Raw genomic sequence first — 17,804 nt, 5'->3', positions numbered from 1 at the left:
TGACCGGGGGAATTCTTTCCCCCGATCTTGTTCACCCGCGCCGGAAGGTCAGCATCCGGCTGCGTTGGGAGACGAGGCGCAATGCGTCCGGCGCCGCCAGCCAGAGCGCGAAGCGGCTGCGCGAGGGCGGCGAGGCGCGTTCCGCCAGCGCCTTGCCCTGGCCGAGAGGCCGCAGCGCCGCCCATTGCCGGGGCTGGCCGGGCAGGCGGATGCGCCCATCCTCGGCGATGGTGAGGCGCGCTTCGCAGCCCAACCCCTCGCCCACCCAGTCCCCGAGCAGGCGCGGATCGAGCGCGGCATCCTCCGGCACCGGCAGCAGGCGGCAAGGCTGATGGCCGAGGCTGCCCTCCAGCGCGCCGTCCGGCGCCGCCCGCAACGCGAAGGCCAGATGCGCCTGGAGGCCATGCACCAGCCCGTCGGGACCTTCGGAGAGCGCCTCCTGCGCGCCGAGCAGGAAAAGGGAATCGCCGGTGGAGTCCACCCAGAGCGGGCCATCCGCCTGCGCGAAAAGACCTGCGGGCAGGCGGCCGGGCGGCGGCAGGGCGAGGCCGGTCAGCGCCGCCATGACCGCGAGGGACATGCGGTAGGCGCCGGTTTCCTCGCGGTTGCTCAGGACGATGACGCCGGTGCCCAGTTCCGGCGCCAGCAGCAGGTGGTTCTTGTAGCCCGGCAGCGAGCCGCCATGACCCCAGAGCACCGGCCCCTCCAGCGGCACGCGGGAGAGGCCGAGGCCATAGCCGGTCTCGCGCCCGTCCAGCAGCGTGCCGAAGCGGGTGAGCGCGTCCCACAGCCCGGCCGTGCCGCCCTCCCCGGCCATCAGGCGGAGCGACCAGCGCATCAGCGCCTCGGCCGAGCAGGCGAGTCCGCCGGAGGCCGAGTAGTTCAGCCCGTAGCGGCCGCGCCGCCAGCCGCGCCCGGCATCCCGCCAGTAGCCGGTGGCAAGGTTCGGCACCGGGGTTGTCTCGTCCTCCGGGTAGAAGAGGCCGAGGCCGGGGAAATGCCGCTCCAGCAGGGTGCCGAAGGGGGCGGAAAGCGCCGACTCGGCGAGGCGGTAGCCGGTGTTGCTGTAGGAGATGCTGCTGCCGGGCGCAAAGTTCAGCCCGGGCAGGGCGCGCGCCATCTCCAGCAGGGTGGCACGGCTGAAATTCGCGCTGGCAGGCAGGCCGAGCAGACTGAAGCTCTCCGCCAGGTCCGGCAGGCCGCCCGTCATGCCCAGGGCGCGACCGAGCGGCACGGCAGCCACCGCCTCCGGCAGGCCCGGCACCAGCACGCCGAGCGGCGCCGCCATGTCCATCCCCTCGCGCAGCGCGACGGCGCAGAAGAGGTGCTTGGTGATGGAGGCGAGGCGCGTCGGCGTCGCGATGCCGAAAGGCAGGTCGTGCTCGATGCTGGCGAGGCCACGCGCCTCGACGAAGCGCGGGCCGGAGGCGTCGAAGCCGAGCACGATGCCGCCCGGCTCGTCCGCCGCCCAGCCGGAGACCAGTTCGGCCGCGCAGGACGCCGCCTGCTGCCAGGAGAGAGACATTGTCGCACCTTCCCGCTTCGTTCCGGACGGCTCATAGTCGCCCCATGTCGCTCGACCTGATCCTGTCCGACTTGTCAACCGATGCGGTGCGCGCGCATGTCGAGCACATCGCCCACGAGATCCCCTCCCGCCTCGCCGGATCGCCCAATGGCGCGCGCATGGCGGAGTACAGCGCGGCGGCGCTGCGCGAGGCCGGGCTCGAAGCCTGGATCGAGGATGGCGAAGGGCTCGTCAGCTTTCCGGAGCCGGGCGCGCTGAACGTGCTGGCGCCGCGCGAGATCGCCATCGAGGCCTTCACGCTCGGCCACAGCGTCTCCACGCCGCCGGAGGGGATCACCGCCACGCTGATCGATGTCGGCGGCGGCGGCTTCGCCGACTACGAGGGGCGCGACGCGCGCGGCTGCATCACGCTTTCCGAACTCTCCTACTCGCCGGCGCGGCACGAGAAGCAGCGCATCGCGGCGCTGCAGGGCGCCCTCGGCTGCATCATGTTCAACTGGGGGCCGCCGGAGAGCACCGCCATTCCCTTCGGCTCGGTGAAGCCCGCCTGGGGCAACCCGACGCGGCGCGGCATGGCGGAGGAGATGGCCACCCTGCCCTGCATCGGCATCGCCCGCAGCACCGGGCTGATGCTGCGCGGCATGCTGGCGGAGGGGCCGGTGCAGGTGCGGCTGGTGGCGCGCGCCGAGAATCGCTGGGCGCCGGTGCATGTCACCGTGGGTGAGCTGGCCGTGCCGGGCAGCGAGGATTTCGTGCTGCTCGGCGGCCACCAGGACTCCTGGTTCGGCCCGCAGCCGACGGACAATGCCACCGGCAATGCCTGCGTGCTGGAACTCGCGCGCGTCTTCGCGCGGCACCGGGAGAAGCTGCGCCGCGGGCTGGTCTGCGGCTTCTGGGCGGGGCACGAGACGGGCACGATGATCGGCTCCTCCCGCTTCGCCGACCGGCACTGGGACCGGCTGCGCGCGCATGCCGTGGCCTATCTGCAGATCGACCAGCCGGCCTGCCTGGGCGTCTCCGAATGGTCCGCCTCCTCCAATGCCGAGTTGCGCCGCTTCCATGAGGGCGTCGAGGCGCGGATGCTGCCGGACTGGCCGCGCCGTTGGCATCGTGCCGGAAAAATGGGCGACGCCTCCTTCTTCGGCCTCGGCATTCCGATGTTCGGCGGCCAGGGCGGCTATACCCAGGCCGAGCTGGCCGCGACGGCGGGCGCCTCCATCGGCTGGTGGCACCACTCGCTGGAGAACACGCTGGACAAGGTGGACTGGGCCAGCATGCCCGCGCATCTGCGCGTCTATGCCGGCTATCTCTGGGCGCTCTGCACCGAGGCCCTGCTGCCCTTCGACTATACCGAGGTGGCGGCGCAGTTCGTCGCACGGCTGGCAGAACTGGCGCCGCTCGCACCCGGTCTCGGGCTGGAAAGCGTGCTGGACCGCGCCCGCGCACTGGAAGCCGAAGCCGCCGCGCTGGAGCGCCTCGCCGCCGCCTGGCGCGCCCGCTACGCCGCGGAGCCCGGCCTGGACCCCGCCCCGGCCGCGCGGCTGAACGCCTGCTTCCGCGCCCTTTCGCGCCGGCTGATCCCGCTCGCCAGCACCGCCTGCGGCCCCTATGGCCAGGACATGTACGGCTACACGCCGCAGGGCAGCATGATCCCCGGCCTGTTCGACGTCCCGCGTTACGCCAGGGCGGAAGGCGTGGAGGCGCGCCTGCTGGAAGTGGAGTTGCGCCGTGCCCGCAACAGCGTGGCGGACGCGCTGGAAGACTGCACGGCGCTGATCGCCGCGACACGCGTGGGGCTTTGAAAAGGTCGGGGGAATGAATTCCCCCGAACCCCCTTCTTTTTTCTTCGGATCTTCAACGCCAAACTGCCACTGAGGCTGTTTCAGCCTCGGCGCGGGCGCGTGCCACCCACGCGGCAGAACTGACAGAAAGAAGAAGAGGGGGTCCGGGGGAGAATTCATTCTCCCCTGGTTCCAGCCCTCGACCGTTTCTGGCCCGGTGCTTGCTTGAAGCTCCCCCGACATCACCGCAGGGCGGCCCCGCTGATAACGCCGCTTCGCCTGTCCGCACGGCACTTGCCTGAACCGGGAGCAGATTGCGCATGCGCTTGACACGACGAGAGGCCGCCACCCTCGCTTTCGCCGCATTGGTGGCGGGCCCCATGCGCGGCCATGCCGCCACCCCCGGCATTCTGGTCCGCTCCGACGGGCAGCCGGTCAATCTCGACCCGCACCAGATCTTCGACGTGCCGATGATGGGCTTCGCGTTGAACGTCTATGACGGGCTCTACCGCTACGAGAACAATCCGCCCGAGCTGAAGCCCTGGCTGGCCGAGAGCCACACGGTCTCCGAGGACGGGCTGGACTGGACCTTCAAGCTGCGCGGCGGCGCCAAGTTCCACGACGGCGCGCCCCTGACCGCCGAGGACGTGGTGTTCAGCTTTCGCCGCGTGCTGGCCATCGGCAAGGCGCCGGCCAGCGCCTTCCTGCCGATCCTGAAGCCGGAGAACGTCACCGCGCCGGACGAGACCACGGTGCGCTTCCGGCTGGAGAAAGCCTATGGCCCCTTCCTCGCGGCCATCCCGATCGTTGCCATTGTCAACGCCAAGCTGGTGCAGGCCAATGTCAAGGGCGACGACAACGGCACCGCCTGGCTGGCCACCGCCGATGCCGGCTCCGGTGCCTATTCCGTGGTCGCGGGCAGCGTGACACCCTCGGAGAAGCTCGATCTGGAGCGCTTCGCCGGCCACTTCATGGGCTGGTCCGACAATCCTAGCCCGATCAACAAGGTGGCGATGCGCTCGGTGAAGGAGACCTCCACCGGCGTGCTCGGGCTGATGAACGGCTCGATCGACATGACCGACTCCTATCTGCCGACCGACCAGGTCGAGCAGATCCAGGCGAGCAAGGTCGCGCGGGTCGAGAAGCATCCCTCGATGCGGACCTTCATCATCCGCATGAACAACGGCCGCGCGCCCTTCAACAACCTCAACCTGCGCAAGGCCTTCGCGCACGCCTTCAACTATGACGGCTTCATCAACGAGATCCTGAAGGGCTATGCCGACCGCGACCCGACGCCGCTGCCCAACGGGATCTGGGGCTATCCGAAGGGCGCCCAGGGCTACGACTACGATCTCGACAAGGCCAGGGACTACCTGAAGAAAGCCCAGGCCGAGGGTTTCTCGCTGCGCACGCCGGTAAAGATCCACATCCAGTCGCAGCTGGAGCAGACCAACCAGGCGGCGCAGCTTTTCCAGAGCGACCTCGCCTCGCTCGGCGTGCGGTTGCAGATCGTCGCCGACACCTGGGCCAACATCTCCACCAATGTGGCCGCCGCCGACAGCTCGCCGGACATGTGGATCCACTGGGTCAGCACCTATTTCGTCGATCCGGAGAACTGGATCGGCCAGATGTATGACAGCCAGTTCCACGGCACCTGGAAGGCCTCCTCCTTCTACAAGAACCCGAAGGTGGACGAGCTGCTGCGCCGCGCCCGGGGCCTGGTGAAGCAGGAGGAGCGCGCGCCGCTCTACGAGGAGGCCACGAAGCTCATCATGGCCGACTGCGTGGATGTCTGGATCTACAACACGGTGGAGCTGCGCGGCGTCTCCAACCGCGTCGGCGGCTACCGCTTCTGCCCGGTGGGCGGCGGCGGCGAGATGCGCTGGCTGCAGTTGAAGGCCTGATGGCGGGCTTCGTCCTGCGGCGGGCCCTGCTGGTCCTGCCCTCGCTCTTCGGGCTGCTGATCGTCACCTTCCTGCTGATCCGCATGGTGCCGGCCGATCCGGCGGCGGCGCTGGCGGGCGACAACGCCACGCCGGCGCAGGTGCAGGCGATCCGCGAGCAGATGGGGCTGGACCAGCCCCTCCCCGCGCAGTTCCTGCGCTATCTCGGCGATGTGGCGCGGCTGGATTTCGGCAACAGCTCCTATTCCAGCCGCCCCGTCGCGCTCGACATCCGCGAGCGGCTGCCGGCCACGCTGGAACTGACCTTCGCCGCGCTGCTGATCGCGACGGTGCTCGGCGTGCCGCTCGGGGTGATCGCGGCGGTGCACCACAACCGCTGGCCGGATTTCCTGCTGCGCGTGCTCTCCGTCGCCGGCATCGCCATGGCGGCCTTCTGGCTGGCCATCATGCTGCAGATGCTCTTCGCCATGCGGCTCGGCTGGCTGCCATTGCGCGGGCAACTCAGCGTCGGCCTCACCGCGCCGGACGGCCCCACCGGCTCGGTGCTGCTCGACAGCCTGATCGCCGGGCGCCTCGACATCTTCACCGATGCGCTGCGGCATCTCGTGCTGCCGGCGGTGACGCTTTCTCTTGGCGGCCTCGCCACCATCACGCGCTTCACCCGCGCCGGGGTGCTGGAGACGCTGCAGAAGGACTTTGTCGGCTACGGCCGCGCCGTTGGCGTCCCGCGGCGGCGGCTGGTCTGGATCTATGTGCTGCGCAACTCGGTGGTGGCGACGGTGACGCAGATCGGCCTGCTCTTCGGCGGGCTGATCGCCGGCGCGGTGGTGGTGGAGTCGATCTACGACTGGCCGGGCATCGGCAGCTACACCGTGCAGGCCATCCTGACCGCCGATTCCAAGGTGATGCTGGCGGTGACGCTGCTGATCGGGCTGATCTACGCCGTGGTCAACATCCTCACCGACATGGTGCACGCGCTGATCGACCCGCGCCTGCGGGATGAGGGCTGATGCTGATCCTCCGCAAGTTCGCGCGCGACCTGCCGGCCATGCTCGGCCTCGGCATCGTGCTCGTCGTGGTCTTCCTGGCCATCTTCGGCCCCTGGCTGGCGCCATACCCGCAGGACGCCTTCCAGTCCCACCTGCTGCAGCGCCTGAAACCGCCCAGCGCCGCCTTCCCCTTCGGCACCGACAATCTGGGGCGGGACATCCTCTCGCGCGTCATCCTCGGCGCGCGCGGCGCGCTGAAGGTGGCGCTGGCGGTGGTGGGCGCGGCCATGGCGATCGGCGTGCCACTCGGGCTGCTGGCCGGCTACACGCGCGGCTTCGTCTCCGAGCTCATCATGCGCGTGACGGACGTCTTCCTGGCGCTGCCGCAGCTCATCCTGGCGCTGGCCCTGGCGCAGCTCCTCGGCGCCTCGACGGAAAGCGCCATGCTGGCCCTCGCCCTCACCTACTGGCCCTATTTCACCCGCATCGTGCAGGCCGAGACGCGGCGGCTCTCCGCCTCGCTCTTCGTGGACGCGCTGCAGGGGCTCGGCGCCGGCACCTGGCGCATCCTGCTGCTGCACATCCTGCCCAACGCGCTCTCGCCGGTGATCGTGCGCGCCACCATCGGGCTCGGCTTCACCATCCTGGTGGCCGCCGTGCTCGGCTTCCTCGGCATGGGCGCGACCCCGCCCGACCCGGACTGGGGCCTCGCCGTGGCGCAGAGCCGCACCTACCTGCCCGGCGCCTGGTGGTTCGCCACCTTCCCTGGCCTCGCCATCCTGGTCGCCGTGCTCGGCTTCAACCTGCTCGGCGACGGGCTGCGCGACATCGCCGACCCGCGCCTCAGGCGGTCCCGCTGATGGCCGTGGACACGCTGGCCGTGACCGGCCTCAAGGTCTCGATCCAGGGCGACGAGGGCACCGCGCGCATCCTCGACCATATCCGCCTGCACCTGGCGCCGGGGCGCATCCTCGGCGTGGTGGGCGAGTCGGGCTGCGGCAAGTCCACGCTGATCCGCGCCATCCTCGGCATCCTGCCGGAGGGCGCGCGGGTGGAGGCGGGCGAGGTGATGTTCGAGGGCGAGAACCTGCTCGCCTTCTCCGAGGCGGAGCTGAACCGCAACGTGCGCGGCAGCCGCATCAGCTTCATCCCGCAGGACCCCTATCTGGCGCTGAACCCGCTCTTCACCATCGGCCAGCAACTCACCGAGACGCTGCGCTGGCACGCCCCTGCGCTGCGGAGCAATGCCCAGCGCCGCGCCCGGCTGGTCGAGCTGCTGAGGCGCGTGCAGCTCCCCGATGCCGAGGGCGCGCTGGACCGTTATCCGCATCAGTTCTCCGGCGGCCAGCGGCAGCGCCTGCTGATCGCCGCGGCGCTGGCCTGCTCGCCGCGCCTCGTCATCGCCGACGAGCCGACCACCGCGCTCGATGTCACCACCCAGCAGCAGATCCTGGTGCTGCTGCGCGAGCTGGTGACGGAATTCGGCCTCTCCATGCTCTTCGTCACGCATGATCTCGGCGTGGTGGCCGAACTGTGCGACGCGGTCTGCGTCATCTATTCCGGCCAGACGGTGGAGAGTGGCCCGACCGCCCCGCTGCTGAAGGCGCCGCTGCACCCCTATACCCGGGCGCTGCTGGGCTGCCACCCCGAGCGCAGCGAAGGCTTTGCCGGCATTCCCGGTGCCGTGCCCTCGCCGCTGCGCGCGCCGCCCGGCTGCCGTTTCGCGCCGCGCTGCGCCCATGCGCGACCGGCCTGCAGCGCGCGCGCGCCGCACCTGCTGACGCCCGAGCCGGGACGGCAGGTGGACTGCATCCTCTACGAACAGGACACCGTGCCGGCATGACCTCGATGCTGGAAGTGCGCGACCTCTCCGTGCATCTCGGCGGCAGGCGGCGCTGGTTGCGCAGGTCGGTCCCGCCGGTGCGCGCCGTGCGCGAGGTGAACCTTGACCTGCGGCCGGGCGAGATCCTCGGCGTGGTCGGCGAATCCGGCTGCGGCAAGACGACGCTCGGCCGCACCATCCTCGGCCTGCAGCGCGAGGCGGCGGGCGAGATCCGGCTGGAAGGGCGCTCCGTTGGCGGCCTGGCGCCGCGGGAGGCGCGGCAGGCCCGGGCCGCCATCCAGTACGTCCACCAGGATGCCGGCGCGGCGCTGGACCCCTGGTGGAGCCTCGGCCGCACGCTGGAGGAGGCGCTGCTCATCCACGGCGTCACCGCGGCCGCCGAGCGGCGCGAGCGGGTGGACGCCATCCTCGCCGCCGTCGGGCTGGATGCCACGGTGCGGCCGCGCTACCCGCACGAACTCTCCGGTGGCCAGCTCCGCCGCGTGGCCCTGGCGCGCATCCTGGTGCTGCGGCCGAAGATTGTCATCCTGGACGAGCCGACCTCGGGCCTCGACATGTCCGTGCAGGCGGCGGTGCTGAACCTGCTGCTGGACCTGCGGCGACGCTTCGGCCTCAGCTACCTGTTCATCTCGCACGACCTCTCGGTGGTGCGGCGGCTCTGCGACCGGGTCGCCGTCATGTATCTCGGCCGGGTGGTGGAGCTGGCGCCGGCCGAGACGCTCTTTGCCGCTCCGCTGCACCCCTATACCCGCACCCTGCTGGCTGCCGCACCCAGCCTGGACCCCTCCACCCGTCCTGCGACGGCGGCCCTGCAGGGCGAGCCGCCCAGCGCCGCGCGCCTGCCGCCCGGTTGCGCCTTCGCGGCCCGCTGCCCGCACGCCGCGCCGCGCTGCCGCAGCGAGGATCCGCCGCTGGAGCACGCCGATGACGGGCGGCAAGTGGCCTGCCATCGCTGGCGGGATCTGCCGGGGCACTCCGTCCCTGGCGCGGTGTCCACAGCGCAGCTTGCGGCGCACTCCTGAGAAGGCTGGGGGAAGGAATTCCCCCAGACCCCCATCTTTTTCTTCGCGGTTATGGGCGGATTGATGAGCGTGCCCATTTTTGCGGCATGCCGGGCGTAAAGCGGGCGATATCCGCCCGGCGCACCGAAACTCGCGCACGAGTGGAGCAGTCAGGGGCAGCTTCTATCGTCATTTTGTCGGATGGAGCGGAATGACGCAGATGGCGCGTGGAGCCTTGCGCCGCAGCACGCTACCTTGCCCCTCCGTCTGATCCCGAGGAGCGGCAGCAATGGCCCGATTTCTCCCCGTAGCGCCTTTCGACTGCGTCGTGTTCGGCGCGACGGGCGACCTGACCATGCGCAAGCTTCTGCCCGCGCTCTACGACCGTTTCCGGGACCGGCAGTTCTCCTCGACCAGCCGCATCATCGCCGTCGCCCGCACGGCCATGGACACCGACGAATACCGCCAGAAAGCGGAGACGGCGCTCCGCCAGTTCGTGCTCCCGGCCAATCTGGATGCCGAGACGCTGCAGGCCTTCCTCGCCCTCGTGAGCTACCAGACGGTGGATGCGCTCTCCGACGAAGGCTGGGCGGATCTGGTCGCGACCCTGAGCGAGCGGCCGGAACAGGTGCGACCCTTCTATCTCGCCACCTCGCCGGAGCTTTACGGGCCGATCTGCCAGAAGCTGGCGCGCCATGGCGGGCTGCACCCGCTCTCCCGTGTGGTGCTGGAAAAGCCCATCGGCCACGACCTCGCCTCGGCGCGCGCCATCAACAACGCCGTCGGCGAGGTGATGCCGGAGTCGCAGATCTTCCGCATCGACCACTATCTCGGCAAGGAGACGGTGCAGAACCTGCTGGCGCTGCGCTTCGCCAACCCGATCTTCGAGCGGCTGTGGAACGCCGACATGATCGACCACGTGCAGATCACCGTGGCCGAGACGGTCGGCGTGGAAGGCCGCGGCGGCTACTATGACCGCTCCGGCGCGCTGCGCGACATGGTGCAGAACCACATGCTCCAGCTGCTCTGCCTGCTGGCGATGGAAAGCCCGATCTCGCTCGACGCCGACGCGGTGCGGGACGAGAAGCTGAAGGTGCTGCGCGCGCTGCGCCGGGTGGAGCCGCATGAGGTGAACAGCTTCACCGTGCGCGGTCAGTACACCGCCGGCGCGGCGAACGGCCATGCCGTGCCCGGCTATCTCGTGGATATCGGCAGCACCGAGCGCAGCCTGACCGAGACCTTCGTGGCGCTGAAGGTGCAGGTGAATTCCTGGCGCTGGGCCGGCGTGCCCTTCTATCTGCGCACGGGCAAGCGGCTGCCGCGCAAGGTGTCGGAGATCGTGGTGCAGTTCCGCACGCCGCCCTTCAGCATCTTCCCGCGCGAGCAGCACGATCTGCAGCCGAACCGCCTGCTGATCCGCCTGCAGCCCGAGGAGGGCATGCGGCTGGAGATGATGACCAAGGAACCCGGCCCCGGCGGCCTGCATCTGCGCCCGACCGGACTCGACATCAGCTTCGAGAAGGCCTTCGGCACCCGCTACCCCGACGCCTATGAGCGCCTGCTGATGGATGTGGTGCGCGGCAATACCACGCTCTTCATGCGGCGCGACGAGGTGGAAGCCGCCTGGGGCTGGGTGGAGCCGCTGCTCGAAACCTGGGCCGAGCGCCCCGAGGCCCCGCGCCCCTATGTGGCGGGAAGCTGGGGGCCGACCGCCGCCATCGCCATGATCGAGCGCGACGGCCGCACCTGGTACGAGAGCGAGGACTGAAAAAAAGTCCGGGGGAAGGAATTCCCCCGGACCCCCATCTTCTTTTTGTCAGTTTGGCGCCGCGCTGGCGGCCCGCACGGGAAACCCGAAGAAAAAGATGGGGGTCTGGGGGAATTCATTCCCCCAGCCTTTCAGGTGCCAGGCAATGCCGCCTGCTGGTCGTCCTTCAACCCGATCCCGGTGAGCTTCAGACGCAGCGCCTCGGCCATCAGCCAGGCCAGCTTGTCGGCCGCGGCCTCATAGGAGAGTCCGCCGGATTGATGGATGTTGGAGATGCAGTTGCGCTCCGAATCCCGCCGCCCCGGCTGCGGAGCATGGGTGAGATAGACGCCCAGGCTATCCGCCACCGAAAGGCCGGGACGTTCGCCGATCAGCATGGCGCAGAGCCGCGCGCCGAGGGCAGCGCCGATCTCGTCGCCCAGCGCCACCCGCGCCTGGGTGGCGATGACGACAGGCGCGATGCGCCAGCCCGGCAGCCGCGCGAGAGTGGCCTGCAACAAGGGAAGCGCGTGCCGCTGCACGGCCGTGGCGGAAAGCCCGTCCGCCAGGACGAAGGCCGCGTCCCACGCGCCGTGCGGCAGGTCGCGGAGGCACCCCGGATCGAGACGCCGGCCAAGGTCCGGCCGGCGGAGATAGGTGCCGCGCTCCGGCGCCTGGCTGCGCACGACGACATGCGGGCGCCCCTCCAGCGCGGTGACCAGCGTGGCCACGTCGAGCGCCGCGTGGACCGCGTCGCGCGCCCGTGCATGGGCGAGTTGAAAGTCGAGCACAGCCTCCAGCGGCGGCGCGTCACCCCGGCGGCCGAGGCCGATGCGCGCCGGCGTCATCCGCCGCAGCGGCGCCCAGGGATCGGCGGCGGGGGTGTCGCGCTCAGGCGGCATCGGCGACGCCTCCGGCCAGCAGGCGGCGCATCGGGGCCTCGGCCAGAGTGTGGAGGCGGCCGGCGCCGTCCATCAGGCCCATCGCTTCCAGCCAGGCCTCGAATTCCGGCGCGGCGCGCAGGCCGAGCGTGGAGCGCAGGTAGAGCGCGTCATGGAAGGAGGTGCTCTGGTAGTTGAGCATGATATCGTCCGCGCCGGGCACGGTGATGATGAAGTTGCAGCCGGCAACGGCGAGCAGCGTCATCAGCGTGTCCATGTCGTCCTGGTCGGCCTCGGCATGGTTGGTGTAGCAGACATCCACGCCCATCGGCACGCCGAGCAATTTGGCGCAGAAATGGTCCTCCAGCCCGGCGCGGATGATCTGCTTGCCGTCATAGAGGTATTCCGGTCCGATGAAGCCGACCACGGTGTTCACCAGCAGCGGGCGGAAGGCGCGGGCGACGGCGTAGCTGCGCGCCTCCACGGTTTGCTGGTCGATGCCGTGATGCGCGTCGGCGGAGAGCGCGGCACCCTGGCCGGTCTCGAAATACATCACGTTGTCGCCCGCCGTGCCACGCTTCAGCGCCAGCGCCGCCTCCTGCGCCTCCCGCAGCACGGCAAGGGAAACGCCGAAGCCGGCATTGGCCGCCTCCGTCCCGGCGATGGACTGGAACACCAGGTCCACCGGCGCGCCGCGCTCGACGAGGCGGATGGCGTTGGTCACATGGGTCAGCACGCAGGTCTGGGTGGGGATGGCGTGGCGGGCGCGCAGCCCGTCCAGCATCTCCAGCAGCGCCAGGCCGTTGGAGAGGCTGTCGGTGGCGGGGTTGACGCCGATCACCGCATCACCGGCGCCGAGGAGCAATCCGTCCAGCGTGGCGGCGGCGATGCCGCGCAGGTCGTCCGCGGGGTGGTTGGGCTGCAGGCGCGTGGCGAGCCGCCCGGGCAGGCCGATCGTGCTGCGGAATGCCGTGACCACCCGGCAGCGCCGCGCCACCGCGATCAGGTCCTGGTTGCGCATCAGCTTGCAGGCGGCGGCGGCCATCTCCGGCGTCAGGCCCGGTGCCAGGGCGGCCAGCGCCTCGGTGGTGGCCTCGTCGGAGAGCAGCCAGTCCCGCAGCCCACCCACGGTCAGGTGGCGAACGGGGGCGAAGGCGGCCATGTCCTGCATATCCTGGATCAGCCGCGTCACCTCGTCCCGCTCGTAGGGAACCAGCGGCTCCTCCAGGAAGCGGGTCAGCGGCAGGTCGGCCAGCACGGCGCGGGCGGCGATGCGCTGCGCGTCGCTCTCCGCCGCCAGCCCGGCCAGCTCGTCGCCCGAGCGGCGGGGGGAGGCCTTCGCCAGCACCGCCCGCAGGTCCGCGAAGCGGTGCCGCTCGCCCCGGAAGTCGCTGACATAGCGGCCCATCGCCCCCTCCTTCCGCAGAGGCCGCAAGCCTAGCATCCCCCTCCCCGCCGCCAACACCGGATTGCGCGGAAGCCGCTGGCTTGACGGGTTTTCCAGGCGCTCCTAACCCATTCCGGCAACCGCTTGGACCGGCCCGGCAGCGGGCCAGGGGAGGACCTGCCTTGCAGTACGTCATCGAGGCCCCGCAGCCGGCCACCGTGCCGGTCGAGGGCGAGACCGCCGTCTTCCCGGTGCGCCGCATCTGGTGCGTCGGCCGCAACTATGCCGACCACGCCCGCGAGATGGGCCACGACCCCGACCGCGAGCCGCCCTTCTTCTTCGCCAAGCCGGCGACGGCGGTGGTGCCGGGCGGCGGCAGCCTGCCCTTCCCCGTGCAGACCAAGGACCTGCACCACGAGATCGAGCTGGTCGTCGCCATCGGCAAGGGCGGCAAGGACATCGCCGTGGAGGACGCGCTCTCGCACGTCTATGGCTATGCCGTCGGTCTGGACATGACGCGGCGCGACATCCAGGCGGAAGCCAAGAAGCTCGGCCGCCCCTGGGAGCTGTCGAAGGGCTTCGACCAGTCCTGCCCGATCAGCGCCATCATCCCGGCGTCCAGGATCGGCCATCCCGGCAAGGGCAAGATCGAGGTCAGCGTGAACGGCAAGGTGCAGCAGACCGGCGACATGAACCAGATGATCTGGTCGGTGCCGGAGAGCATCGCCTATCTCTCGCGCTATGTGGAACTGCTGCCGGGCGACCTGCTGATGACCGGCACCCCGGCCGGCGTCAGCGCCGTGAAGCCGGGCGACAGCCTGCACGGCACCTGCGAGGGCGTCGGCGAGGTGCGCGTCACCTACGCCGGGTGAAAGGCCAGGGCGGGTCCGGGGGACTGCCCCCCAACCCGTCCCGGACCGGCCGGCCTCCCGCCGGGCGCCGTGCCGGACCTTGCGGGTGCCGGGGGGCTGGCCATTCCGCCGCCGAAGGGCGGCAAGGCAGCACTCCAGGCTGAAGCGCCGCGGCACAGGGACAGAGGCATGCTTCTCCTCCTCGCTTCCGCCGGTCTTCTGTTCCTATTCTGCGCTTGGCTGGGCGGGAAAGGCTCGACCTCCTTGAGGCCGCCCCCGGATGGCGCGGCGGCCCTCTGAGGAGCAGCCGCGAGGCGCCATGTTTACGCCACCCCGCCCATCACGGGAGGCGCGGCTGGGGGTCATCCGATCTCACGTGGTGCCGAAGCCCTTCCCGGCCACGCGGTACTGCGGCCGCGGCGGGCTGAAGATGTCGAGCACCCGCGCGCCCTCCGGCCCGGCGCGCATGGTGTGCGGAACCCCGCCCGGCGTGCGCCAGAAATCGCCCTTGCGGACGGGAATCTCCTCGTCGCCCTGGATGCGGATGGCGCTCCCCTCCAGCAGGACGCCCCATTGCTCCTCGGGATGGTGATGCATCTCGCCCGCGGCATTGGGCGCGATGGTGACGATGGACAGCATGGCATGCTCGCCGGCGAAGATCCGCGTGGTCAGGCCAGGGGCGAGCTCGCGCAGGATGCCGCCGGCCGCATCATCGAGGTTATGGAATTCGTCAGCCTGCTTCATGGTGCACTCCCTTTTCGGAAACCTGGAGATCGGGCCGGCGCCCGGTTCCGCCGCCTGCCGGCCGCTCGCCTTCGCCAGTGGTGCCGCGCGAAGAAGGCGGCATCAATCCGGCCGGACATGGTTGGCGCGCGCCACCTCGCCCCAGATGCGGATCTGGCTCTCCACGAACTTGGCCAGGGCCGGCGCGTCGCCGAGCACCAGCTCGGCCTGGTTCACCTCGGTGAACTGCCGGGCGATGCGGGGCTCGCGGTAGGCGTCGATCACGGCGGCCTGGAAGCGGGCGAGGATCGGCGCCGGCACGCCCGCCGGGGCGAAGACGCCCCACCAGGCCTCGGCGGTCAGATCGGGGAAGCCGGACTCCGTGGCGGTCGGCACATCAGGCAGCGCCGGCAGGCGCTTGCTGCCGAACTGCATCAGGGGCCGCAGCGTGCCCCCCGAGATCTGGGAGGCCAGCAGGGCGGCGCTGCCGATCATCATGTCCACATGCCCGGCCACGGCATCGTTCACCGCCAGGCCGCCGCTGCGATACGGCAGGTGGGTGATCTCGACGTCCTTGCGCTGCGCCATCATCAGCATGACCAGGTGCCCGATCGTGCCGTTCCCCGTCGAGCCGAAGGAGACCGGCCCCTTGCGCGCGGCCGCGAAGACATCCTCCATGCTGCGATAGGGCTTGGAGGGCTGGCAGGCCGTGACATAGGGCGCCCGGCCGATCTGCGTCACCGGGTCCAGGTCCTTCTCCAGATCGAAGGGCAGACTCGGCACCAGGATCGGCATCAGGGCGTGGGAGTCGAAGGTGAGCAGCCACGTGTACCCGTCGGGCTTTGCCTTCGCCACGACATCCGCGCCGATGCTGCCGGCTGCGCCGCTGCGGTTCTCGACGATGATGGGCACCCCGAGGCGCTGCTGAAGCCCCGGCGCGACCAGGCGGGCCGCGGCGTCGGTCGAGCCGCCGGGCGCGAAAGGCACGACGATCCGGATGGTCTCGCTGGGCCAGTTTCCGGCTTCGGCAGCGGCGCCGGGCCGGATGGCCGGCAGAGCCCCCATGGCAGCCACCACGGCGCGCCTCGTCCAAGGCTTCATGAACCTGTCCTCCCTTTTGGCGCCTTGATCGGCGCTTCGCTTTCACGCTGCCGCCACTCGGCGGCGGAGTCCATCGGCTTGTGACGGGGTGCGGGAAAAAGGGGAGCCCTGGCGGCTGAGCAGCGCACTCGAAGAAAAAAGATGGGGGTCCGGGGGAATTCCTTCCCCCGGCCTTTTTCTTACCCCAGCAGCAGCGAAGGCCCGAGGCTGACGATGCCCGGCACCAGCGCCAGCAGGATGACGAAGCCCATCATGATCAGCAGGTAGGGCAGCGTGACACGGGCGATGGTGCTCAGCGATTCCCCCGTCAGCCCCTGGATGACGAAGAGGTTGAACCCCACCGGCGGCGTGATCTGCGCCATCTCCACGGCGATGACGAGATAGACGCCGAACCACAGCTTGTCGAAGCCCGCGGCCGTCACGAGCGGCAGCACCACCGGCAGCGTCATCACGATCATTGAGAAGCCATCGAGGAAGCAGCCGAGGATCAGGTAGAGCAGCGTCAGCGCCACGATCAGCATCAGCGGCGAGAGACCCCAGCTCGTGACGATCTCCGCCACCTGGCGCGGCACGCCGAGGATGGCCGCGACATTGCCGAGAATCGACGCGCCGAGCACGATCAGCCCGATCATGCCACAGGTCTGCGCCGCACCGATGCCGATGGCGCGCAGCGTCGGCCAGTTCAGCTCGCCCTGCAGCCCGCTGACCAGCACGGCGCCCAGCACGCCCACCGCCGCCGCCTCGGAGGGCGTGGCGATGCCGGCATACATCGAGCCCAGCACGCAGAGGATCAGGAACAGCGTCGGCGCCAGCTCGCGCAGCGCGGCGAAGCGCTGACCCCAGCGCATGCCACGCTCCTCCGCGCTCTGCGGCGGCAGCAGCCCGGGCTGCAGCTTGCTGTGCAGCATCACCCAGGCCATGAAGCAGCCGGCCAGCAGCATCCCCGGCAGGAAGCCGGCGGTGAACAGCCGCAGCACGGATTCATCGGCCAGCACGCCGTAGATGATCATCACGCTGGAGGGCGGGATGAGGAAGCCGAGCGTCCCCGCCCCCGCCAGGCTGCCGATGGCGATGCGCCGGTCATAGCCGCGCGCCTTCAGCTCGCTCAGCGCGATGCGGCCCACCACCTGCGTCGTTGCGGCGGAGGAGCCGGAGATCGCCGCGAAGATGGTGCAGCCGACCACGTTGACATGCAGCAGCCGCCCCGGCAGCAGCGCCGCCCAGGGCGCCAGCCCGTTGAACAACGAGCGCGAGAGCCGCGTGCGGAACAGGAACTCGCCCATCAGGATGAAGAGCGGCAGCGCCACCAGCTCGGAGGTGGTCAGGATGTTGAAGGTGTACTGCGCCAGCAGCCGGTCCACCGGCAGGCTGCGGAAGCCCCAGAGCAGCACCATGGAGGTCGCCATCAGCGCGATGCCGACCCAGGCGCCGACCGCGAGCATGCCGAACAGCGCGGCGAAGAGCGCGCCCATCACCCCCGTCATTCGCCGACACTCCCGGCCTTCAGGCTCTCATCCTCGGTGGGCAGGCCGAGCAGCACGCGCAGCAGCCGCGTCGCCATCTGCACGGCCAGCAACACGGCGCCGAGCGCCAGCACGGCGTCGGGGATCCAGAGCGGCGTCAGGCTGCCGCTGGAGAGCCGGCCGCTGCTCCAGGCGCGCAGCGCGAACTGCACCAGCGCCCAGGCCAGGAACCCGGTGACGAAAAGGCCGATCAGCGTCGCCACCAGCTCCAGCACCAGCGTGAAGCCGCGCCCCGCACGCGCCAGCAGGATGGAGACGCGGATATGCGTGCCGGCGCGCAGCCCCGCCGCCGCGCCGAACAGGAAGACGGCCCCCATCAGATAGGCGCCGTATTCCCAGGCGACGGTGATCTCGCCGCCGAAGCCGGGAAAGAGCTTGCCGAGCAGGCCGGCCCCCACCTCGGCCAGGATCAGCAGCAGGAGCGCCACCAGGCAGAGCGAGGCGAAGGCGCCGCTGGCCGCCGCGACGCCGTCGGAGAAGCGCAGCACCGCCGGCGCCATCCCCGAGGGTGGCGCCGCCCGTGCCGGATGCAGCACGGGAGAGGCCAA

General features: G+C 70.4%; 15 protein-coding genes. 8 read left to right on the top strand and 7 right to left on the bottom strand.

The window, feature by feature from the left end; genetic code table 11:
* Window positions 1-31: 31 nt before the first annotated feature.
* The gene (locus QMO56_RS14100; protein ID WP_283526582.1) at window positions 32-1,525 is read right to left on the bottom strand and encodes a serine hydrolase; all 1,494 of its coding nucleotides are present in this window, start codon (window positions 1,523-1,525) and stop codon (window positions 32-34) included.
* A gap of 44 nt (window positions 1,526-1,569) precedes the next feature.
* Between QMO56_RS14100 and QMO56_RS14095 the strand changes: the two genes are divergently transcribed.
* From QMO56_RS14095 to zwf, 7 genes are all read left to right on the top strand, one after another.
* Window positions 1,570-3,327 (top strand): M28 family peptidase, encoded by a 1,758-nt coding sequence (locus tag QMO56_RS14095; protein WP_283526581.1) that lies wholly within the window; start codon window positions 1,570-1,572, stop codon window positions 3,325-3,327.
* A 305-nt stretch (window positions 3,328-3,632) separates the two neighbouring features.
* A complete protein-coding gene (locus QMO56_RS14090; RefSeq protein WP_283526580.1) occupies window positions 3,633-5,210 on the top strand; it encodes an ABC transporter substrate-binding protein in 1,578 nt (525 codons plus the stop codon).
* Window positions 5,210-6,220 carry an ABC transporter permease gene (locus QMO56_RS14085; protein ID WP_283526579.1) on the top strand — a complete coding sequence of 337 codons (1,011 nt, stop codon included), beginning with the start codon at window positions 5,210-5,212 and terminating at the stop codon, window positions 6,218-6,220. The genes QMO56_RS14090 and QMO56_RS14085 overlap by 1 nt, the downstream gene beginning before the upstream one ends.
* On the top strand, window positions 6,220-7,059 hold the full coding sequence (locus QMO56_RS14080; protein ID WP_283526578.1) for an ABC transporter permease: 840 nt from the start codon (window positions 6,220-6,222) through the stop codon (window positions 7,057-7,059). The genes QMO56_RS14085 and QMO56_RS14080 overlap by 1 nt, the downstream gene beginning before the upstream one ends.
* A complete protein-coding gene (locus tag QMO56_RS14075) occupies window positions 7,059-8,042 on the top strand; it encodes an ABC transporter ATP-binding protein (RefSeq protein WP_283526577.1) in 984 nt (327 codons plus the stop codon). The genes QMO56_RS14080 and QMO56_RS14075 overlap by 1 nt, the downstream gene beginning before the upstream one ends.
* Complete coding sequence (locus QMO56_RS14070; protein WP_283526576.1) at window positions 8,039-9,064, top strand: ABC transporter ATP-binding protein; 1,026 nt, start codon at window positions 8,039-8,041, stop codon at window positions 9,062-9,064. Before QMO56_RS14075 ends, QMO56_RS14070 begins: the two co-directional genes overlap by 4 nt.
* 268 nt (window positions 9,065-9,332) lie before the next feature.
* Window positions 9,333-10,811: a glucose-6-phosphate dehydrogenase gene (gene zwf, locus QMO56_RS14065; RefSeq protein ID WP_283526575.1), complete on the top strand. Its 1,479-nt coding sequence runs from the start codon at window positions 9,333-9,335 to the stop codon at window positions 10,809-10,811.
* A 131-nt stretch (window positions 10,812-10,942) separates the two neighbouring features.
* Here zwf and eutC read toward each other — a convergent pair whose 3' ends face one another.
* Together eutC and QMO56_RS14055 are read right to left on the bottom strand one after the other, a co-directional pair.
* Complete coding sequence (gene eutC, locus QMO56_RS14060) at window positions 10,943-11,692, bottom strand: ethanolamine ammonia-lyase subunit EutC (protein WP_283526574.1); 750 nt, start codon at window positions 11,690-11,692, stop codon at window positions 10,943-10,945.
* On the bottom strand, window positions 11,682-13,079 hold the full coding sequence (locus QMO56_RS14055; RefSeq protein ID WP_283526573.1) for an ethanolamine ammonia-lyase subunit EutB: 1,398 nt from the start codon (window positions 13,077-13,079) through the stop codon (window positions 11,682-11,684). The genes eutC and QMO56_RS14055 overlap by 11 nt, the downstream gene beginning before the upstream one ends.
* A gap of 161 nt (window positions 13,080-13,240) precedes the next feature.
* Between QMO56_RS14055 and QMO56_RS14050 the strand changes: the two genes are divergently transcribed.
* Complete coding sequence (locus QMO56_RS14050; protein ID WP_283526572.1) at window positions 13,241-13,930, top strand: fumarylacetoacetate hydrolase family protein; 690 nt, start codon at window positions 13,241-13,243, stop codon at window positions 13,928-13,930.
* 351 nt (window positions 13,931-14,281) lie between these two features.
* Here the strand turns inward: QMO56_RS14050 and QMO56_RS14045 are convergent, their stop codons facing one another.
* From QMO56_RS14045 to QMO56_RS14030, 4 genes are all read right to left on the bottom strand, one after another.
* On the bottom strand, window positions 14,282-14,653 hold the full coding sequence (locus QMO56_RS14045; protein ID WP_283526571.1) for a cupin domain-containing protein: 372 nt from the start codon (window positions 14,651-14,653) through the stop codon (window positions 14,282-14,284).
* 102 nt (window positions 14,654-14,755) lie between these two features.
* A complete protein-coding gene (locus QMO56_RS14040) occupies window positions 14,756-15,733 on the bottom strand; it encodes a tripartite tricarboxylate transporter substrate binding protein (protein WP_283526570.1) in 978 nt (325 codons plus the stop codon).
* Window positions 15,734-15,912: 179 nt separating this feature from the next.
* Window positions 15,913-17,217 carry a TRAP transporter large permease gene (locus QMO56_RS14035; protein WP_283526569.1) on the bottom strand — a complete coding sequence of 435 codons (1,305 nt, stop codon included), beginning with the start codon at window positions 17,215-17,217 and terminating at the stop codon, window positions 15,913-15,915.
* Entirely contained in the window at window positions 17,214-17,804 is a 591-nt protein-coding gene (locus QMO56_RS14030; protein WP_283526568.1) for a TRAP transporter small permease subunit, read from the bottom strand. Before QMO56_RS14030 ends, QMO56_RS14035 begins: the two co-directional genes overlap by 4 nt.

This window comes from Roseomonas sp. E05 (genome assembly GCF_030063475.1).
GTDB lineage: Bacteria > Pseudomonadota > Alphaproteobacteria > Acetobacterales > Acetobacteraceae > Pseudoroseomonas.
The sequence above is the reverse complement of the archived record's forward strand: the minus strand, read 5'-3'. Positions and strand labels throughout refer to the sequence as shown.

Coding starts and splice junctions, on each gene's coding strand:
- QMO56_RS14100 (WP_283526582.1), bottom strand. CDS start 1,525: ATGTCTCTCTCCTGGCAGCAGGCGGCGTCCTGCGCGGCCGAACTGGTC.
- QMO56_RS14095 (WP_283526581.1), top strand. CDS start 1,570: ATGTCGCTCGACCTGATCCTGTCCGACTTGTCAACCGATGCGGTGCGC.
- QMO56_RS14085 (WP_283526579.1), top strand. CDS start 5,210: ATGGCGGGCTTCGTCCTGCGGCGGGCCCTGCTGGTCCTGCCCTCGCTC.
- QMO56_RS14080 (WP_283526578.1), top strand. CDS start 6,220: ATGCTGATCCTCCGCAAGTTCGCGCGCGACCTGCCGGCCATGCTCGGC.
- QMO56_RS14075 (WP_283526577.1), top strand. CDS start 7,059: ATGGCCGTGGACACGCTGGCCGTGACCGGCCTCAAGGTCTCGATCCAG.
- QMO56_RS14070 (WP_283526576.1), top strand. CDS start 8,039: ATGACCTCGATGCTGGAAGTGCGCGACCTCTCCGTGCATCTCGGCGGC.
- zwf (WP_283526575.1), top strand. CDS start 9,333: ATGGCCCGATTTCTCCCCGTAGCGCCTTTCGACTGCGTCGTGTTCGGC.
- eutC (WP_283526574.1), bottom strand. CDS start 11,692: ATGCCGCCTGAGCGCGACACCCCCGCCGCCGATCCCTGGGCGCCGCTG.
- QMO56_RS14055 (WP_283526573.1), bottom strand. CDS start 13,079: ATGGGCCGCTATGTCAGCGACTTCCGGGGCGAGCGGCACCGCTTCGCG.
- QMO56_RS14045 (WP_283526571.1), bottom strand. CDS start 14,653: ATGAAGCAGGCTGACGAATTCCATAACCTCGATGATGCGGCCGGCGGC.
- QMO56_RS14040 (WP_283526570.1), bottom strand. CDS start 15,733: ATGAAGCCTTGGACGAGGCGCGCCGTGGTGGCTGCCATGGGGGCTCTG.
- QMO56_RS14035 (WP_283526569.1), bottom strand. CDS start 17,217: ATGACGGGGGTGATGGGCGCGCTCTTCGCCGCGCTGTTCGGCATGCTC.